This is a genomic window from Niabella agricola, assembly GCF_021538615.1.
GTDB classification, from domain to species: Bacteria; Bacteroidota; Bacteroidia; order Chitinophagales; family Chitinophagaceae; genus Niabella; species Niabella agricola.
Genome location: NZ_JAJHIZ010000003.1, coordinates 4,545,446 through 4,560,156 on the forward strand (window position 1 = coordinate 4,545,446; position 14,711 = coordinate 4,560,156).

Annotated in this window: 7 protein-coding genes; 6 read left to right on the plus strand and 1 reads right to left on the minus strand. The window is 49.7% G+C overall.

Annotation, left to right across the window (positions count from 1 at the left end):
• Positions 1-97: 97 nt before the first annotated feature.
• From LL912_RS24190 to istB, 4 genes are all read left to right on the plus strand, one after another.
• The gene (locus tag LL912_RS24190) at positions 98-2,842 is read left to right on the plus strand and encodes a sugar-binding domain-containing protein (RefSeq protein WP_235556206.1); all 2,745 of its coding nucleotides are present in this window, start codon (positions 98-100) and stop codon (positions 2,840-2,842) included.
• A gap of 179 nt (positions 2,843-3,021) precedes the next feature.
• The gene (locus LL912_RS24195) at positions 3,022-4,359 is read left to right on the plus strand and encodes a sugar porter family MFS transporter (RefSeq protein ID WP_235556207.1); all 1,338 of its coding nucleotides are present in this window, start codon (positions 3,022-3,024) and stop codon (positions 4,357-4,359) included.
• Positions 4,360-4,402: 43 nt separating this feature from the next.
• Complete coding sequence (locus LL912_RS24200; protein WP_235556208.1) at positions 4,403-7,714, plus strand: DUF5107 domain-containing protein; 3,312 nt, start codon at positions 4,403-4,405, stop codon at positions 7,712-7,714.
• A 678-nt stretch (positions 7,715-8,392) separates the two neighbouring features.
• Positions 8,393-9,106, plus strand: coding sequence for an IS21-like element helper ATPase IstB (gene istB / locus LL912_RS24205; RefSeq protein ID WP_235556209.1), 714 nt, complete (start codon positions 8,393-8,395; stop codon positions 9,104-9,106).
• Here the strand turns inward: istB and LL912_RS24210 are convergent.
• The gene (locus LL912_RS24210) at positions 9,103-9,285 is read right to left on the minus strand and encodes a hypothetical protein (protein WP_235556210.1); all 183 of its coding nucleotides are present in this window, start codon (positions 9,283-9,285) and stop codon (positions 9,103-9,105) included. The two genes, istB and LL912_RS24210, sit on opposite strands and share 4 nt — an antisense overlap.
• A 243-nt stretch (positions 9,286-9,528) precedes the next feature.
• On the opposite strand from LL912_RS24210, the gene LL912_RS24215 reads away from it, so the two are divergent.
• Together LL912_RS24215 and LL912_RS24220 are read left to right on the plus strand one after the other, a co-directional pair.
• The gene (locus tag LL912_RS24215; protein ID WP_235556211.1) at positions 9,529-12,615 is read left to right on the plus strand and encodes a DUF5107 domain-containing protein; all 3,087 of its coding nucleotides are present in this window, start codon (positions 9,529-9,531) and stop codon (positions 12,613-12,615) included.
• Positions 12,616-12,858: 243 nt separating this feature from the next.
• On the plus strand, positions 12,859-14,574 hold the full coding sequence (locus LL912_RS24220) for a DUF4091 domain-containing protein (RefSeq protein WP_235556212.1): 1,716 nt from the start codon (positions 12,859-12,861) through the stop codon (positions 14,572-14,574).
• Positions 14,575-14,711 lie beyond the last annotated feature (137 nt).

Below are 14,711 nucleotides of genomic sequence, written 5' to 3' on the forward strand. Positions count from 1 at the left end.
ACGGAATATGCTTGCCCGGAGGCGGCCCCGTATCCGGAACAATTAAACAAAACTTTGTAGTGCGATGATCAGATCAACAAACAGGATAGTGCCAGTAATGATGCGGACATTTTTGGGATGTCTTTTTCTTTTTTTTACAGCGCAGGTTTACGCGCAGCAGGACATTTCCCTGGCCGGAACCTGGCAGGTACGGTTGGATAAAGAAGATCGTGGAATAGAAGAGCAATGGTTCGGAAAAGATGAGGGCCGTACGGTCAAATTGCCCGGTACATTGGATGATGCCGGTATCGGAGATCCGACAAAGCTAGACACCAATGTAATGAATAAGGAGGTAATGCTGATGCTTTCCCGTAAACATTCGTATATCGGGGCTGCCTGGTACAGCAAGCGGGTAGTGATCCCCGCAGGATGGAATAATAAAATGATCCGTTTATACCTGGAGCGTGTGATCTGGAGCACACGGGTTTGGGTAGACGGTAAGGAGGCCGGAACGGAAGAAAGCCTGAGCACCCCCCATGTGTTTGAGCTGGGCAGTTATCTTACACCCGGCGCACATCTGTTAACGATTCGCATCGACAACCGCAAACAACATGATATCTCTGTAAGGGATATGGCCCATGCCTATACGGATGGAACACAGATTATCTGGAACGGTGTTATCGGTGCCATAAAGCTAAGCGCCCGTGACCGGTTATCGGTTGGAACGGTGCAAACCTACCCGGATGCTTTGCAAAAACGTGTAGCGCTAAAAATAACATTAAAGAATCATCATGCCGGCACGCAAAAGGCCCTTTTAAAGGCAGCCGTATTCCAGGGGAACAAACAGGTGGTTACCCGTAATATGCCGGTTACGATAGTACCCGGGGCATCTGTAAATGAAATAGAGTTATTCCTGGGTAATACTGCCAAACTCTGGGATGAGTTTGATCCGCAACTGTACCGCGTAGCTGTTACGTTACAAACAACAGGTGGGAAATTGCTGGACCGTAACGAAACCCGTTTTGGATTAAGGACCATCGCCGGTGATCAGCAAACCCTGCGCATCAACGGGCGTCCTGCGTTTTTAAGAGGCACACTCGAATGCAATATCTTTCCGTTAACCGGCCATCCGCCCATGACGAGGGAAGGCTGGTTGAAAGTGTTCTGCGCTGCTAAAAGTTATGGACTCAATCACCTGCGTTTTCACTCCTGGTGCCCGCCGGAGGCAGCATTTGAAGTGGCCGATTCCATGGGCTTTTACCTGCAGGTGGAGCTGCCCTTCTGGAACCTGCATGCCGGTGAGGATGCGGCTGCGAATCAGTTCCTCGAAAAAGAAGCGGAACGGATCAGCGAGGCCTATGGTAACCACCCTTCATTTTGTCTATGGTCGCTGGGCAACGAATTGCAGGGCGATTTTAACTGGTTGCATCGGTTATTGACCCAATTGAAACAAAAGGACAAACGGCATTTATATACCACCACAACTTTTACCTTTCAAAAAGACCACGGCCGCTGGCCGGAACCTGGAGATGACTTCTTCATTACGCAGTATACCAAAAAAGGATGGGTACGCGGACAGGGTGTGTTTAATGATCATAAGCCGGATTTTTCTACAGATTATACCGAAGCGGTAGAGGGAGCCTCAGTGCCGCTGATTACCCATGAAATCGGACAGTACTCCGTGTATCCCAATCTCAGGGAGATCCGTAAATATACCGGTGTACTGGATCCGCTGAATTTTAAAGCTGTTCGCAACGATCTCCGGAAGAAAAATATGTTGCAGCTTGCAGATTCGTTTACACTGGCCAGCGGCATTTTTGCAGCGCAGCTATACAAGGAGGAAATGGAGCGGGCATTAAAAACAAAGGGGATCAGCGGTTACCAGTTGCTGGACCTGCACGATTTTCCCGGGCAGGGTACGGCGTTGGTAGGAATCCTGGACGCGTTCTGGGACAGTAAGCAGTTGGTCCGCCCGGAAGCGCACCGGATGTACAGCTCAGCTGTAGTGCCGCTGATTCGCTTTAACAAGGCGGCTTATAAGAATGACGAAGTCTTTAGCCTGACGGCAGCGGTTGCCAATTTCAGCGGAGGTACGTTGAAACGGGCATGGCCGCAGCTGCTTATTAAAGATCGTTCCGGAAAAATCCTGTTTAAAAAAGATTGGCCCGCAGCAGATTTGCCTGTTGGAAATGGCAGTTACATTGGGGAAGCACGGTTTGCATTAAATGCGATCCGGGAAGCCGGAATGCTTACCATCGAATTGTCGCTGAGGGGCACCCCGTATAAGAACGAATGGCGGATATGGGTATATCCCGCAACGATTGAGGAACATGCAGGCAATGTGCGCTTTACCCGTTCGTTTGCAGAGGCGCTGCGCTTACTGGAGGAAGGCAGGAACGTATTGTTTAATCCGGATACGGCTGAATTGAAGGGGGTGAACGGTCGCTTTGCCCCTGTGTTCTGGAGCCCCGTGCATTTCCCGGATCAGCCCGGTACCATGGGCATTCTTTGTAATCCGCGGCATCCTGCACTGCAGCATTTTCCTACAGCCTTCCACAGCGATTGGCAGTGGTGGGATCTGATCACTTATTCCAAAACAATGATCATTGACTCGTTGCCAGCCATGACGCCGGTGGTGCGCGTGATTGATAATTTTTTTAAGAACCGGAAAATGGCGAATGTACTCGAAGCGCGCGTGGGAAAAGGAAAGTTACTGATGACCTCTGTCAATATTACCAACGCGTTGGATCAGCGGCCTGAAGCGCGCCAGCTGCGCTACAGCTTTATCCGGTACATGAATAGCGCGCAGTTTATGCCGGAAACCGTGTTGACGCGGGAGCAACTGCTGCTGCTGAAAAAATAATAACGAGGCGGCTGTTTTTTAAGCGTAGAGGAACCGGCCGCCTATGGAATGCGCCTGGATGCCGGATCCAACACCGCGGGATTGTAAGGCCTTCATAAGATCATCCTTTTTTTAATAAGGATATCCATTCTATATACCTTTTTATGTGCGCATCTTTGTGTTTCTAAAATCGCTTCAGTATGAAAAGTCAGTATCCGTTTAATACTTTCTATATCGTGGGTATTTCATTCATCTCCGCATTGGGCGGTTACTTGTTTGGATTCGATTTTGCAGTGATTGCGGGAGCGCTGCCGTTTCTGAAAGAGCAGTTCGGATTTAATGAAGTACAGGAGGGGTTCGCCACGGCTTCACTGGCGCTGGGATGTATTGCCGGATGTTTGCTGGCCGGCAGGATCTCTGATCGCTGGGGGCGCCGGAAAGGGCTGATGCTGGCCGCTGCTGTATTTTTTGTTTCTTCCCTGGCAATGGCAGGTGCACACAACAGTGCTGTATTTATTGCAGCGCGTTTTGCCGCCGGCATCGGGGTTGGCATGGCTTCGGTACTATCGCCTATGTACATTGCGGAAGTGGCTCCCGCCAATATGCGCGGCCGCATGGTAGCCATCAACCAGCTCACCATTGTGATCGGGATTTTTGTGACCAACCTGGTAAACTATAGTTTGCGGAATGAGGGCGCAGATGCCTGGCGCTGGATGGTAGGGTTGGGGGCTGTACCCGCAGCGCTTTTTTTACTTGGAGTTTGCTGGTTGCCGGAAAGCCCGCGCTGGCTGGCCAAGACGGGTAACCCTGCTCTTGCAGAAAGAATATTAAATAAAATCGGAGGCGTTGATTATGCTGCCGATTCCCTGGGCGCCATCTGCAAATCGGTTGTCGGCGATACCGCAGTACGCTATAAGGATGTATTCAGGGGGGCTGTTTTCCCTGTAGTACTGATCGGCATCGGACTCGCCGTATTTCAGCAGCTTTGCGGCATCAATGTGGTATTTAATTACACGGCGAATATTTTTGAAAGTGTAGGCTTCAGCCAGGATGATCAGTTGAAACAAACTGTTTTTATCGGGCTGGTAAATATGATCTGCACCCTGGTGGCCATGTGGCAGGTAGATAAGCTGGGCCGCAGGCCGCTGATGCTGCTGGGGGCCATCGGCTTAACCCTCCTGTATTTGGTCAGCGCCACCTTGCTGAAACAACGATCAGCCGCAGCCTCCTGGTCGCTCCTGGCAGCCATCGGCTTATATGCCATGACGCTTGCACCGGTTACCTGGGTGCTCATTTCGGAGATCTTTCCCAATAAGATAAGAGGGGCTGCTACTTCCATCGCTGTGCTGGCCCTTTGGGGGTCTTATGCACTGCTCACTTTTACTTTTCCCATACTGGCAAAAAAGCTTGGGACCTATACGCCCTTTTATATCTACGCGGGTGTATGCTTACTGGGTTTCCTGTTCCTGAAATTCCGCGTCAGGGAAACCAAGGGGAAATCGCTGGAAGAAATGGAAGCGGTTTTCTCCGGACATTGATCTGACAATTAAATTATTTTTCTACCATTATAAAAAGAAGATTATGGAAGTGCATGCATGGCAGGAAGTGGTGAAGATTCCTACCTACAAAACCGGGCTGCCAGACAAGAACCCGATGTTCCTGGAAAAACGGGTATACCAGGGGAGCAGCGGCGTGGTGTATCCCTACCAGGTGATCGACAAAGTATACGATGAAAAGGAGGAGAAAGAGTGGACTGCTTTATACCTGGAGAACGATTATCTGAAGGTGATGATTCTTCCGGAACTGGGCGGACGGATCCAGATGGCCTATGATAAAACCAATGATTATCATTTTGTGTATCATAACCGGGTGATTAAACCCGCATTGGTGGGCCTGCTGGGCCCCTGGATCAGCGGCGGCATCGAATTCAACTGGCCGCAGCACCACCGTCCTACCACGTTTGATGCAACCGATTTCCAGATCCTTGAAAATAAAGACGGCAGCAAAACCGTATGGGTAAATGAGTATGAGCAGATGTTCGGCACCAAGTGTGCCCTGGGTTTTACCTTGTATCCGGATAGGGCCTACATTGAGCTGGAAGCGAAGTTGTATAACCGCACGCCGTTCCCGCAAACTTTTTTGTGGTGGGCCAACCCGGCGGTTGCAGTAGATGAACATTATCAAAGTGTATTCCCGCCGGATGTAAATGCTGTTTTTGATCACGGTAAGCGTGATGTAAGTTCCTTTCCGATCGCAACCGGCACCTATTATAAAGTGGATTACTCGCCGGGAACCGATATTTCAATTTACACCAATATTCCTGTGCCTACTTCTTATATGGCTGTTAACAGCGCATTCAATTTTGTAGGGGGATACCATCATCAGAAAAAAGCGGGCATCATGCATGTGGCCGATCACCATGTAAGTCCCGGTAAAAAACAGTGGACCTGGGGTTGTGGGGCATTTGGCCAGGCCTGGGACCGGCAGCTTACCGATGAAGACGGTCCTTATTTTGAGCTGATGTGCGGGGTGTATACCGATAATCAGCCTGATTTCAGCTGGATCATGCCAAATGAAGTGCGCACCTTTAAACAGTACTTTATGCCCTACAAGAACATTGGGTATGTAAAGAATGCTTCCATTGATGCCATGGTGAACCTGGAAACCACTTTCGATACGGCAACGGTACAGGTATACGTAACAAAGGAGCAATCGGTAACAGTTCGGCTGATGCAGGCAGGGAATACACTTTTTTCAGAAACGGTGCCGTTGTCTCCCCGGAAAAGTTTTGAAAAACGGGTGGTTGTTGACCACACGGCTGAGGCGGGGCAACTGACGGCTGAAGTACTGGACGCCGGTGGAAATCTGTTGATCGCGTATACTCCGGTAGATCGTAACACGGAAGCAATACCGGATCCGGCAAAACCCATATTGCAACCGGAATTGCTTGCTACCAATGAAGAGCTGTACCTGGCCGGTTTACACCTGGAGCAGTACCGGCATGCAACGTATTCGCCGCTGGATTATTATCGCGAAGCCCTGAGACGGGATGCTACAGATGTACGGTGCAACAATGCAATGGGGCTCTGGTACCTGCGCCGCGGCCAGTTTGAGACCGCGGAACCCTTCCTCCGCGCAGCGGTAGAAAAACTCACCTCCAGGAATCCCAATCCCTATGACGGAGAGCCGTTGTATAACCTGGGGCTCTGCCTGCGGTACCGGAAGCGTTTAAAAGGGGCCACGGACTGGTTGTATAAAAGTACGTGGAACGCTGCCATGCAGGATAATGCATACCTGCAGCTGGCGTACATCAGTGCGCTTCAGAACAACTGGGACGCCTGTGCCGGGTTTGCCAAGAAATCTGTTTTACGGAATTATAACAGCCTGAGAGCACGGCATATAAAAGCGGTGGCATTGCGGCAGCTGCAACGCTGGGAAGAGGCTGCTGCAGTGCTTCAGGAAACATTAACGATTGATGGATTTGATTTTGCCGCCCGGTTTGAATGGTGCCGGCACCTGCAACGGCAGGGCAACCGTGAAGCTGCTGAAAAGGAGTTGCAGTTGCTTCAACAACAGATGCGCAACCGTTCTTATTCGTTCATCGAAATGGCCCTGCAATATGCCGCGGCCGGTTTGTATAAAGATGCAACCGCTTTTTTATCCAGGGTAGCTGATCATACAACGGATCCGCTGGTGCACTATTACATGGGATATTTTGACCATCTGTCCGGCGATCATAACCAGGCTGCAGCCTGGTTCGGGAAAGCGTTTGAAATGAGCCCGGACGGCGTATTTCCCAATCGCATTGAAGACATTGCGGTGCTGACCACTGCAGTAGAACAGAATCCCGGTGATTATAAAGCCCTGTATTACCTGGGTAATTATTATTATGGAAAGCGCTTGTATGACCAGGCGCGGAGTTGCTGGGAACAATCGCTGGCTATAAATCCGGGGTTTGCCACGGTTAACCGGAATCTTGGAATCGCCTACTACAATAAGTTTGATAAAAAAGAAGCGGCCCTCCGTTTATTTCAAAAGGCGTTTGAGGCCGATCCATCAGACGCAAGAGTATTATTTGAGCTGGATCAGTTAAAGAAACGGTTTAATATACATCCGGAGCTGCGGCTTTCCTACCTCAATCAGTATCCCGAACAGGTGCGGGAACGCGACGATCTTTATATCGAATACGTTGGATTATACTCCCTGCTGGGCCGGTTTGAGGAAGCTGGCCAGCTGCTGCAGTCCCGTAATTTTCATCCATGGGAAGGAGGGGAAGGCCGGACCTCCGGTCAGCATGTGCTGATTCACGTAGAACTGGCCAAGCAGGCACTGGCAAAAAAAGACCTGGATGAAGCAGGGCGTTTATTGCATAAGGCGGAGGAATACCCGGCCAACCTGGGAGAAGGAAAACTGTATGGTGCACAGGAGAACGATATTAATTATTGGCTGGGATGTGTGGAAGAAGCCGGTGGCCATAACCAGGCCGCAACAATTTACTGGGAGAAAGCAGCCGTAGGTCTTTCAGAGCCGGCGCCCGCCATTTACTACAACGATCAGCAACCGGATAAGATCTTTTATCAGGGAATGGCGCTGCTGAAATTAGGCAGACCGGAAGAAGCGGCACAGCGGTTCCGCAACCTGATCAGCTACGGGGAAAAGCATTTGAATGACCCGGTCACGATCGATTTTTTTGCAGTGTCGCTGCCAGACCTGATGATTTTTGATGATGATCTGGACCTGCGTAACCGGATCCATTGCTGGTACCTGATGGGGCTGGGATACCTGGGATTGGGCAATATGACAGCGGCTGATCAATACCTGGGTCAGGTGCTGGAGCTGGATCCGGCACATACTGGTGCGGTGCTGCACCGGAACCTGCTGCCCGTTGCATAACGGCCCTTTACGAAAAATTTTCGCCCGGTTTTGTTAATAAAACCGGGCTTTTTATTGCAGTTTGTTCATTTTTCCGGGTACCTACCCGGAAAAATGAACAAAGAATGACTTTTTTTAAGGTAAAGTACTTATTTTGCGTATAAGCTAATGGCCGGCCTGCTGCTGGTGCAACTAAAAAACGGATACTGGCAGGTGTTTGGTATTTACGGCAAATACCATCAAAGACCGCAACATGTGAACAGAATCATCAGCAGCTGTCCCTGAACACTTATGGCGGAATACAGCTAAAGTGGTACTACTTTTTCCGAGGCTGTGTTAAAACGTCTTCGGGTATTGCGCAAAATGAAAACCTACGAAAATGTTTTTGAGATAGAGATCAGTGCACGTGCTATAAAAGAAAGATAACGAATTTGCGCGCTGACAGATCACCTGTTTGTTGGAGCTGGAACAGGAACGCGTGCCTGGCAATGATCGGGCGACCAAGATGTTGTGGCTGTAGCGTCTGCCCATATTTTATGAAGGGTTATATCCTGAGCTTCCCTTTAACCTTGAAAACACGGTTATTGAATAATGAATGGGGCTAACGCTTTTTCATGTGCTGTTGTCAAGCGTATTGATGTCATCAACCTTTAAATAATACAGATTATGAATGCCGCAACACTTAACAAATTGAAGGAAATGAAACTTTTGGGCATGCACCGGGCATTAAAAGCCTGCCTGGAGGCGGGAAAATCAGGTACAGGCACGCCCGATGAACTGATTGCCCAGCTCGTGGAGGCCGAATGGGCCGACCGTCAAAACCGCAATATCGGTCAGCGCATCAAACACGCCCGGTTCCGCTACAAGGCCGATATAGATGATCTTTATTATCATAACGATCGCAATCTCGACCGCAACCAGATTATGAAGTTTGAAGACTGCAGTTATATAGACCGGGCCGAATGCATACTGATTACCGGGTCCGCCGGTATCGGCAAGAGTTATATTGCCTCCGCGCTGGGTCACCATGCCTGCAGCCGGGGATACAGGGTGATGTACCATAATGCTTCGCGGCTGTTTTCTACGCTTAAGATGAGCAGGATCAATGATTCCTACAATAAAGAGATCGGCCGCATCGAACGGCAGCAATTGCTGATACTGGATGATTTCGGCCTGCAGCCGCTCGATGCGCAAAGCCGTACAGCACTTATGGAAGTGATTGAGGACCGGCATGGTAAAAGTGCATTGATCATTACTTCACAGGTACCTGTAAGCAAATGGTATGATATTATCGGAGAGCCCACCATCGCCGATGCCATTCTCGACCGCATTATACACCAGGCGCACCGGATGGAACTCACCGGCACGTCCTTGCGGAAGAGCCGGAGTGCTGAATGTGTGATGATCGCCTAGGTTGTGCAGGAAACCAATACCGGTTGCCGGATAGCAAGCTTCAGGCTTTGTGCTTCTGGTGCCGGACCATACCGGGCTGCGATTACTGCCCGCAGCCAACTGCTTCTTGTGGCAATACTGTCTATGGATAACGAATCGACAAAAAGCTCATAGGCTTTCTGAATTGTTGGATCGGCCATTTGGATCAAACCAAAATACAGTGATCTTTAAAGCGGTTCTGGAAATAGCTGGTGTTTTTGTTGGCCGGGTCGGCCTGTCGGGTAGCGAAGGCTGTAAGAAGAATAGTAAAGCGTATCAATTGTTGTTGGCTTAATAAGCTCCGGAACGCCCGGAAAATGGCAGGGTGCTGCAACGAAGCAGCAAAGACAAACGTTTGCATAAAGGTCTCCGGTAAAGATTCGATAAATTCGACAAAAAGATACATGAAAAGAAGCTGCTTCTGTATGACGATCCTGGTTTGTTTTTTCCTGCCCGCAGTGGCCCAGCAAAAAGCAACCATTACCGAACTAAAAAGAAAATATGTTACCTATCCGTTCTCGGATCCAAACCCCATACCTTCTTTTGGCAAAATCTATCCTTATTTCCGCTTTGATGGTTTTGCCGCCGCGCCCATTCAGAAGGAGTGGAAAGTAGTACAGCTGGAAAATGATTTCATACGGGTGGAAGTATTTCCCGAAATCGGGGGCAAAATATGGTCTGCCTACGATAAAATACACCAACGCTATTTTTTATACAATAACAACGTGGTAAAGTTCCGCGATATTGCTATGCGTGGGCCCTGGACCAGCGGCGGCGTGGAATTTAACTATGGGGTGATCGGGCATACACCCAATACGGCTACACCGGTGGATTACCGGTTGAGTACCGGTAAAGACGGAAGCGTAAGCTGTACGATCGGGTACCTCGAGTTGCTTACCCGCACACGGTGGAACGTAGAAATAAAGCTGGAAAAGGATATGGCTTTTTTTACAACCCGTTCTTACTGGTTCAACCCTACAGCCACCGAACAACCCTATTATCAGTGGTCCAATGCCGCCGTGGCAGCAAAAGCAGATCTGCAACTGGTTTATCCCGGAACCGCGGCCATCGGCCATTCGGGAGAGCACATTCAATGGCCCTATGATTCCATAGCAGGCAAAGCCATTGCGCAATGGAAAGAAAATGATTACGGCGGTTCCAAATCGCTACACATCATTAATAGCGGTAAGCCCTATTTTGGCGCACATTGGGAAGCCGATGATTTTGGAATGTTGCACTATACCGCCAGTGATGAAAAACTGGGCCGCAAAATGTTCTCCTGGGCATTGAGCGATCAGGGCGATATCTGGAAAGAATTGCTGACCGACAACGACGGACAGTATGTGGAAATGCAAAGCGGACGCCTGTTTAACCAGAACTCCATCCCCAGCAGCTTAACGCCGTTTAAGCAAACGCAGTTTATTCCTTACGGCACGGACCAATGGACCGAATACTGGTACCCGTTTGCCGGTACGGGTGGGGTTACCGATGCCAATGAAATGGGAGTGGTGCATGTCAGCGGCGGGTCGCTAACGATCTCTCCCCTGAGAACTGTTCGGGATACCCTGTACGTAAGGGACCAGAACGGAACCCCTTTGTATACGGCATGGGTGGACCTGAAACCACTGGCCGTAAAAAAGCTGGAAACGGAATTGTTGCCACAGCAATGGAAGGCTGCTACCATCCATCTGGGTGTCTACTCCTGGTCCGTGGATGATCAACCGCTGCAGCGGCCGCTTGTCGCACCAGTTGATTTTAACTGGGAGGATGCATATGGGTGTTACATATATGCAAGAGACCTGGCAGGATTGCGGAATTATACGGAAGCAGAACGGAAAGTGCGCCAGGCATTAAGTAAAAATAAAAATTATGTGCCGGCGCTTGCCCTGCTTTCGCGCCTGCTTTATAACCGGATGCAATACGATTCGGCGTTTAATATCGCAAAACAGGCGCTGAGCGTGGACACCTATGATGGGGCTGCCAATTATTATTATGCACGGGCGGCCCTAAAGACCGGCAGGATTAATGACGCTATAGACGGGCTGAATGTAGCCGCCCTTACCACGGAGTTCCGGAGTGCTGCTTATACGGAGATGAGCAAGATCTGCCTGCTCCGAAAAGATCCTGAGCGGGCGATGCAATATGCTGTAAAAGCACTGTATCAAAATCAGTATAATGTAGAAGCGCTGCAATTACAATATCTTTTAAACCGGCTCACGGGGAGGAGCAATGAGGAGGTAGAAAAAGGGATCCGGGAAGCAGAACCGCTGAACCATTTCCTGTTGTTTGAAAAGTTTCTTGAAAAGCAGACTCCCGAAAGTGAGAAGAATTTTACCGGCAGTGTTCAGAATGAACTTCCTTATCAAACCTATCTCGAACTGGCCGCCTGGTATATGCAGCTGGAGCGTTTTGAAGAGGCCCGGAAATTGTTGCTGCGGGCTCCTAAAAACAATGAGCTTCTTTACTGGCTGGCCTATCTGAACCGGGGAACGGCAGCTGGCACCACCTATCTGCAGGAAGCCGTGGTCGCAGAACCGGATTTTGCATTCCCGTTCCGCGAGGAAGCAAAGCCGGTGTTGGACTGGGCTGTTTCACAAACGAAGAGCTGGAAGCCGGTTTACCTGCTGGCCTTATTACAACTGGCAAAGGATAATAAGATAGAAGCGTGCCGGTTGCTGAATCGGATCGACGATTCCGTTAGCTTTGCACCCCTCTATGTTGTAAGAGCATCGCAGCATGAAAGCGCTGCATTGCAGCTTCGTGACCTGCAACGTGCCAGCCTGGTGGATACGGGTTGGCGGTATAAGCATTACCTTACACGGTTTTATCTTTCCCGGGGCTCGTACAAAGCCGCTTTGCAGGTAATAGAACCTTATTGGCAGCAGCATCCCCGGGATTATATAAACGGCATGTTATACGTACGGTCCCTGATGCGGAATGACCGGTACCGGCAGGCAAACGAGGTATTGCAGCGGTTACAGATATTGCCCTTTGAGGGCGCCGGGGAAGGCAGACGGCTGTATGAAGAAACCAAGTTAATACTGGCATTGGAAATGCTTTCGCGGAAACGATATGCAGCGGCCCTGAAGTATATAACTGAAGCTGGTTCGTGGCCGCGGAACATGGGCTCGGGAAAGCCTTATGAGGAGCTGATCGACAACCGCCTGGAACAATTTTTTGAGGGACTTACAAAAATAGCAATGAGTGACGAGCGGGGAGGACGCCGGCTGCTGCAACGGGTTGCGGATTCAGACAAATCCACAGGATCGGTTAACACCCTGGTACAGGTGGCTGCGCTTGGATGGCTAAACCGGAAAGAAGCGGCGGAACAACTTTTCGGCCAATGGGCCTCCGGTCAAAAAGAGCCCGGCCCGGTTGAATGGGGAAAACGGTTTCTGGATGAACCGTTGAATACAGGCCAGCCGGATCTGGCCCTCTACCGGCAGCTGGTTAAAAAGATTACGGAAACAGAAGATAGAAGGCTGTTTTAAGAGCAGGATAATGCCCGGAGCAAACACATTTTTCACTGGCTCACTGAAGGATGATTCCGTAGATTGCCGCGATCTTTTTGTTGGTTTGTCTGCCGAACCGGCAATTGTGCCAGTGTTATCTGCTGGCAAGAGGCAGTGTCTACAAAAGCGACTGGACAGGTGAGGAGGGTCAGGCAGCTATTTGTGGAACCGTTGTGAAAAGAAATGATGGTTTCAATACATAAACGTGTTAAATTAAAGATTATGATTCGGAAATTACTATTCCTGGCGGCTATGGGCATATCTTTAAATGGGTTGGGCCAAACCAGTGCCGGTCTTTACCAGGTAGATGCACTGGAAAAAGTGTTTAAGGAGCGGGCCTATTTTCCCCCGCTAACGGACGATACCATTCGCGCAGCCGCTGGTGAAACCGCTTCTATACAACTGGTCCTAAGGGCCAACGGTCCCCTGCGAAATTTATCGGCCAGCGCGGTTTGTTTGCAGGGCACAGCTTCTGGACTCACTGTAAAAACAGGTTGGGTAACCTACGTTCCGGTAGGACGGAGCTATACCCCGGCTTCTAAAGACCTGCTGCGCTCTATCTCAGGTTATTTCCCCGATCCGATCGTAGATGATACACTGCTGAATTTATCACAGGGAGCGATCAACCCGTTGTGGGTGTCGGTTTCCATTCCCGCAAACATTGCTGCCGGTATTTACAGGATACAGGTAAGCGTGAGCGGGCTGGCAAATGGGCGAAAGGAACAGTTCCGTCATACAGTGCCGGTTAAAGTATATCCGGTAAAAGTACCGGAAACCTCTTTGTGGATCAGCAACTGGTCATCTCATTTTAATCCTGCATCGCTGGAACTACTGAACAAGGGGCATAAGGTTACATTGTATTCACCGCTGTATTGGGAGCTCCTGAAAGTACATGCGGATATAATGGCTGCGCATAACCAGAATGTGCATCGTATTTACGCGGCATGGAACACCAGGTATACACTGCAGCATGGGAAATATACTTTCGACTTTTCCAACTTTGATAAAGAAGCCGGGTTGTTTGAAAAAGCCGGAGCGCTCAAAAGAATCGAGGGCGGTCACCTGGCCTGGAGGTCCGGTGCCTGGGACGATCCGTTTTTTGTGGAAGTACCGCTGGAGGATAATGAGGAATCAAAAAAGCTGAAACAGGCGCCCAATCCTTCCATCAGTCTTTCCGGCATGCGCTCGGTATTGCTGCCGGTGAGTGATAGCCGCGCACAGAATTTTCTGAACCAGTTCCTGCCGGCATTAAAAGCGCACCTTGAAAAAAAAGGATGGCTTGGGAAATATATGCAACACATTTCGGATGAGCCAACGGCAAAAAATGCGCCTTCCTATATAGCCATCAGCGATTATGTACGGAAATACCTGCCGGGTGTAAAGATCATGGATGCCGTGCTCACCTCCAAAGAATTAAAAGATGGTATTGATGTTTGGATACCGGTACTGGATGTGTATCATAAGGATTATACGTTTTACCAGGAACTGAAAAAGAACGGCAGGGAAATATGGTTTTATACCTGCGTGGGCCCGAGAGGTAATTATGCCAACCGGTTTATTGAGCAGCCGCTGATACAGACACGCTACCTGCACTGGATCAACTATAAATACGGAGCTACCGGTTATTTACACTGGGGACTGAACTATTGGGGCGGACGGGATCCGCTAAGGGATGATGCTTCCCGCGACCGGGGTAAACTGCCGGCAGGAGACGCCAACATCGTTTATCCCGGGTATAAAAAATTATATACTTCCATCCGTTTTGAGGCGATGCGCGATGGGATTTACGACTATGAGCTGCTGAAGATGCTGGAACGGAAAGACCCGGCAAAAGCAAAAAGCATCGTGAACGAACTGATTCTGAACTTTAATGATTATGATAATAGTATCCGTTACTTCCGGAAAATAAGGAAACAGTTGCTGGAAGCGCTGGAGTGAGTTTTGGAAATCCAGAATTCAGATTTGAGAACCGCGGTTGCACGGCTGCCGGTTTCAGCAGGACCCGGTCTCAGGCAATACCGCGCCGGTATCCGCCGGAAACGATCTCTCAAAGTCACAGGGATAGCTGCCTGTTT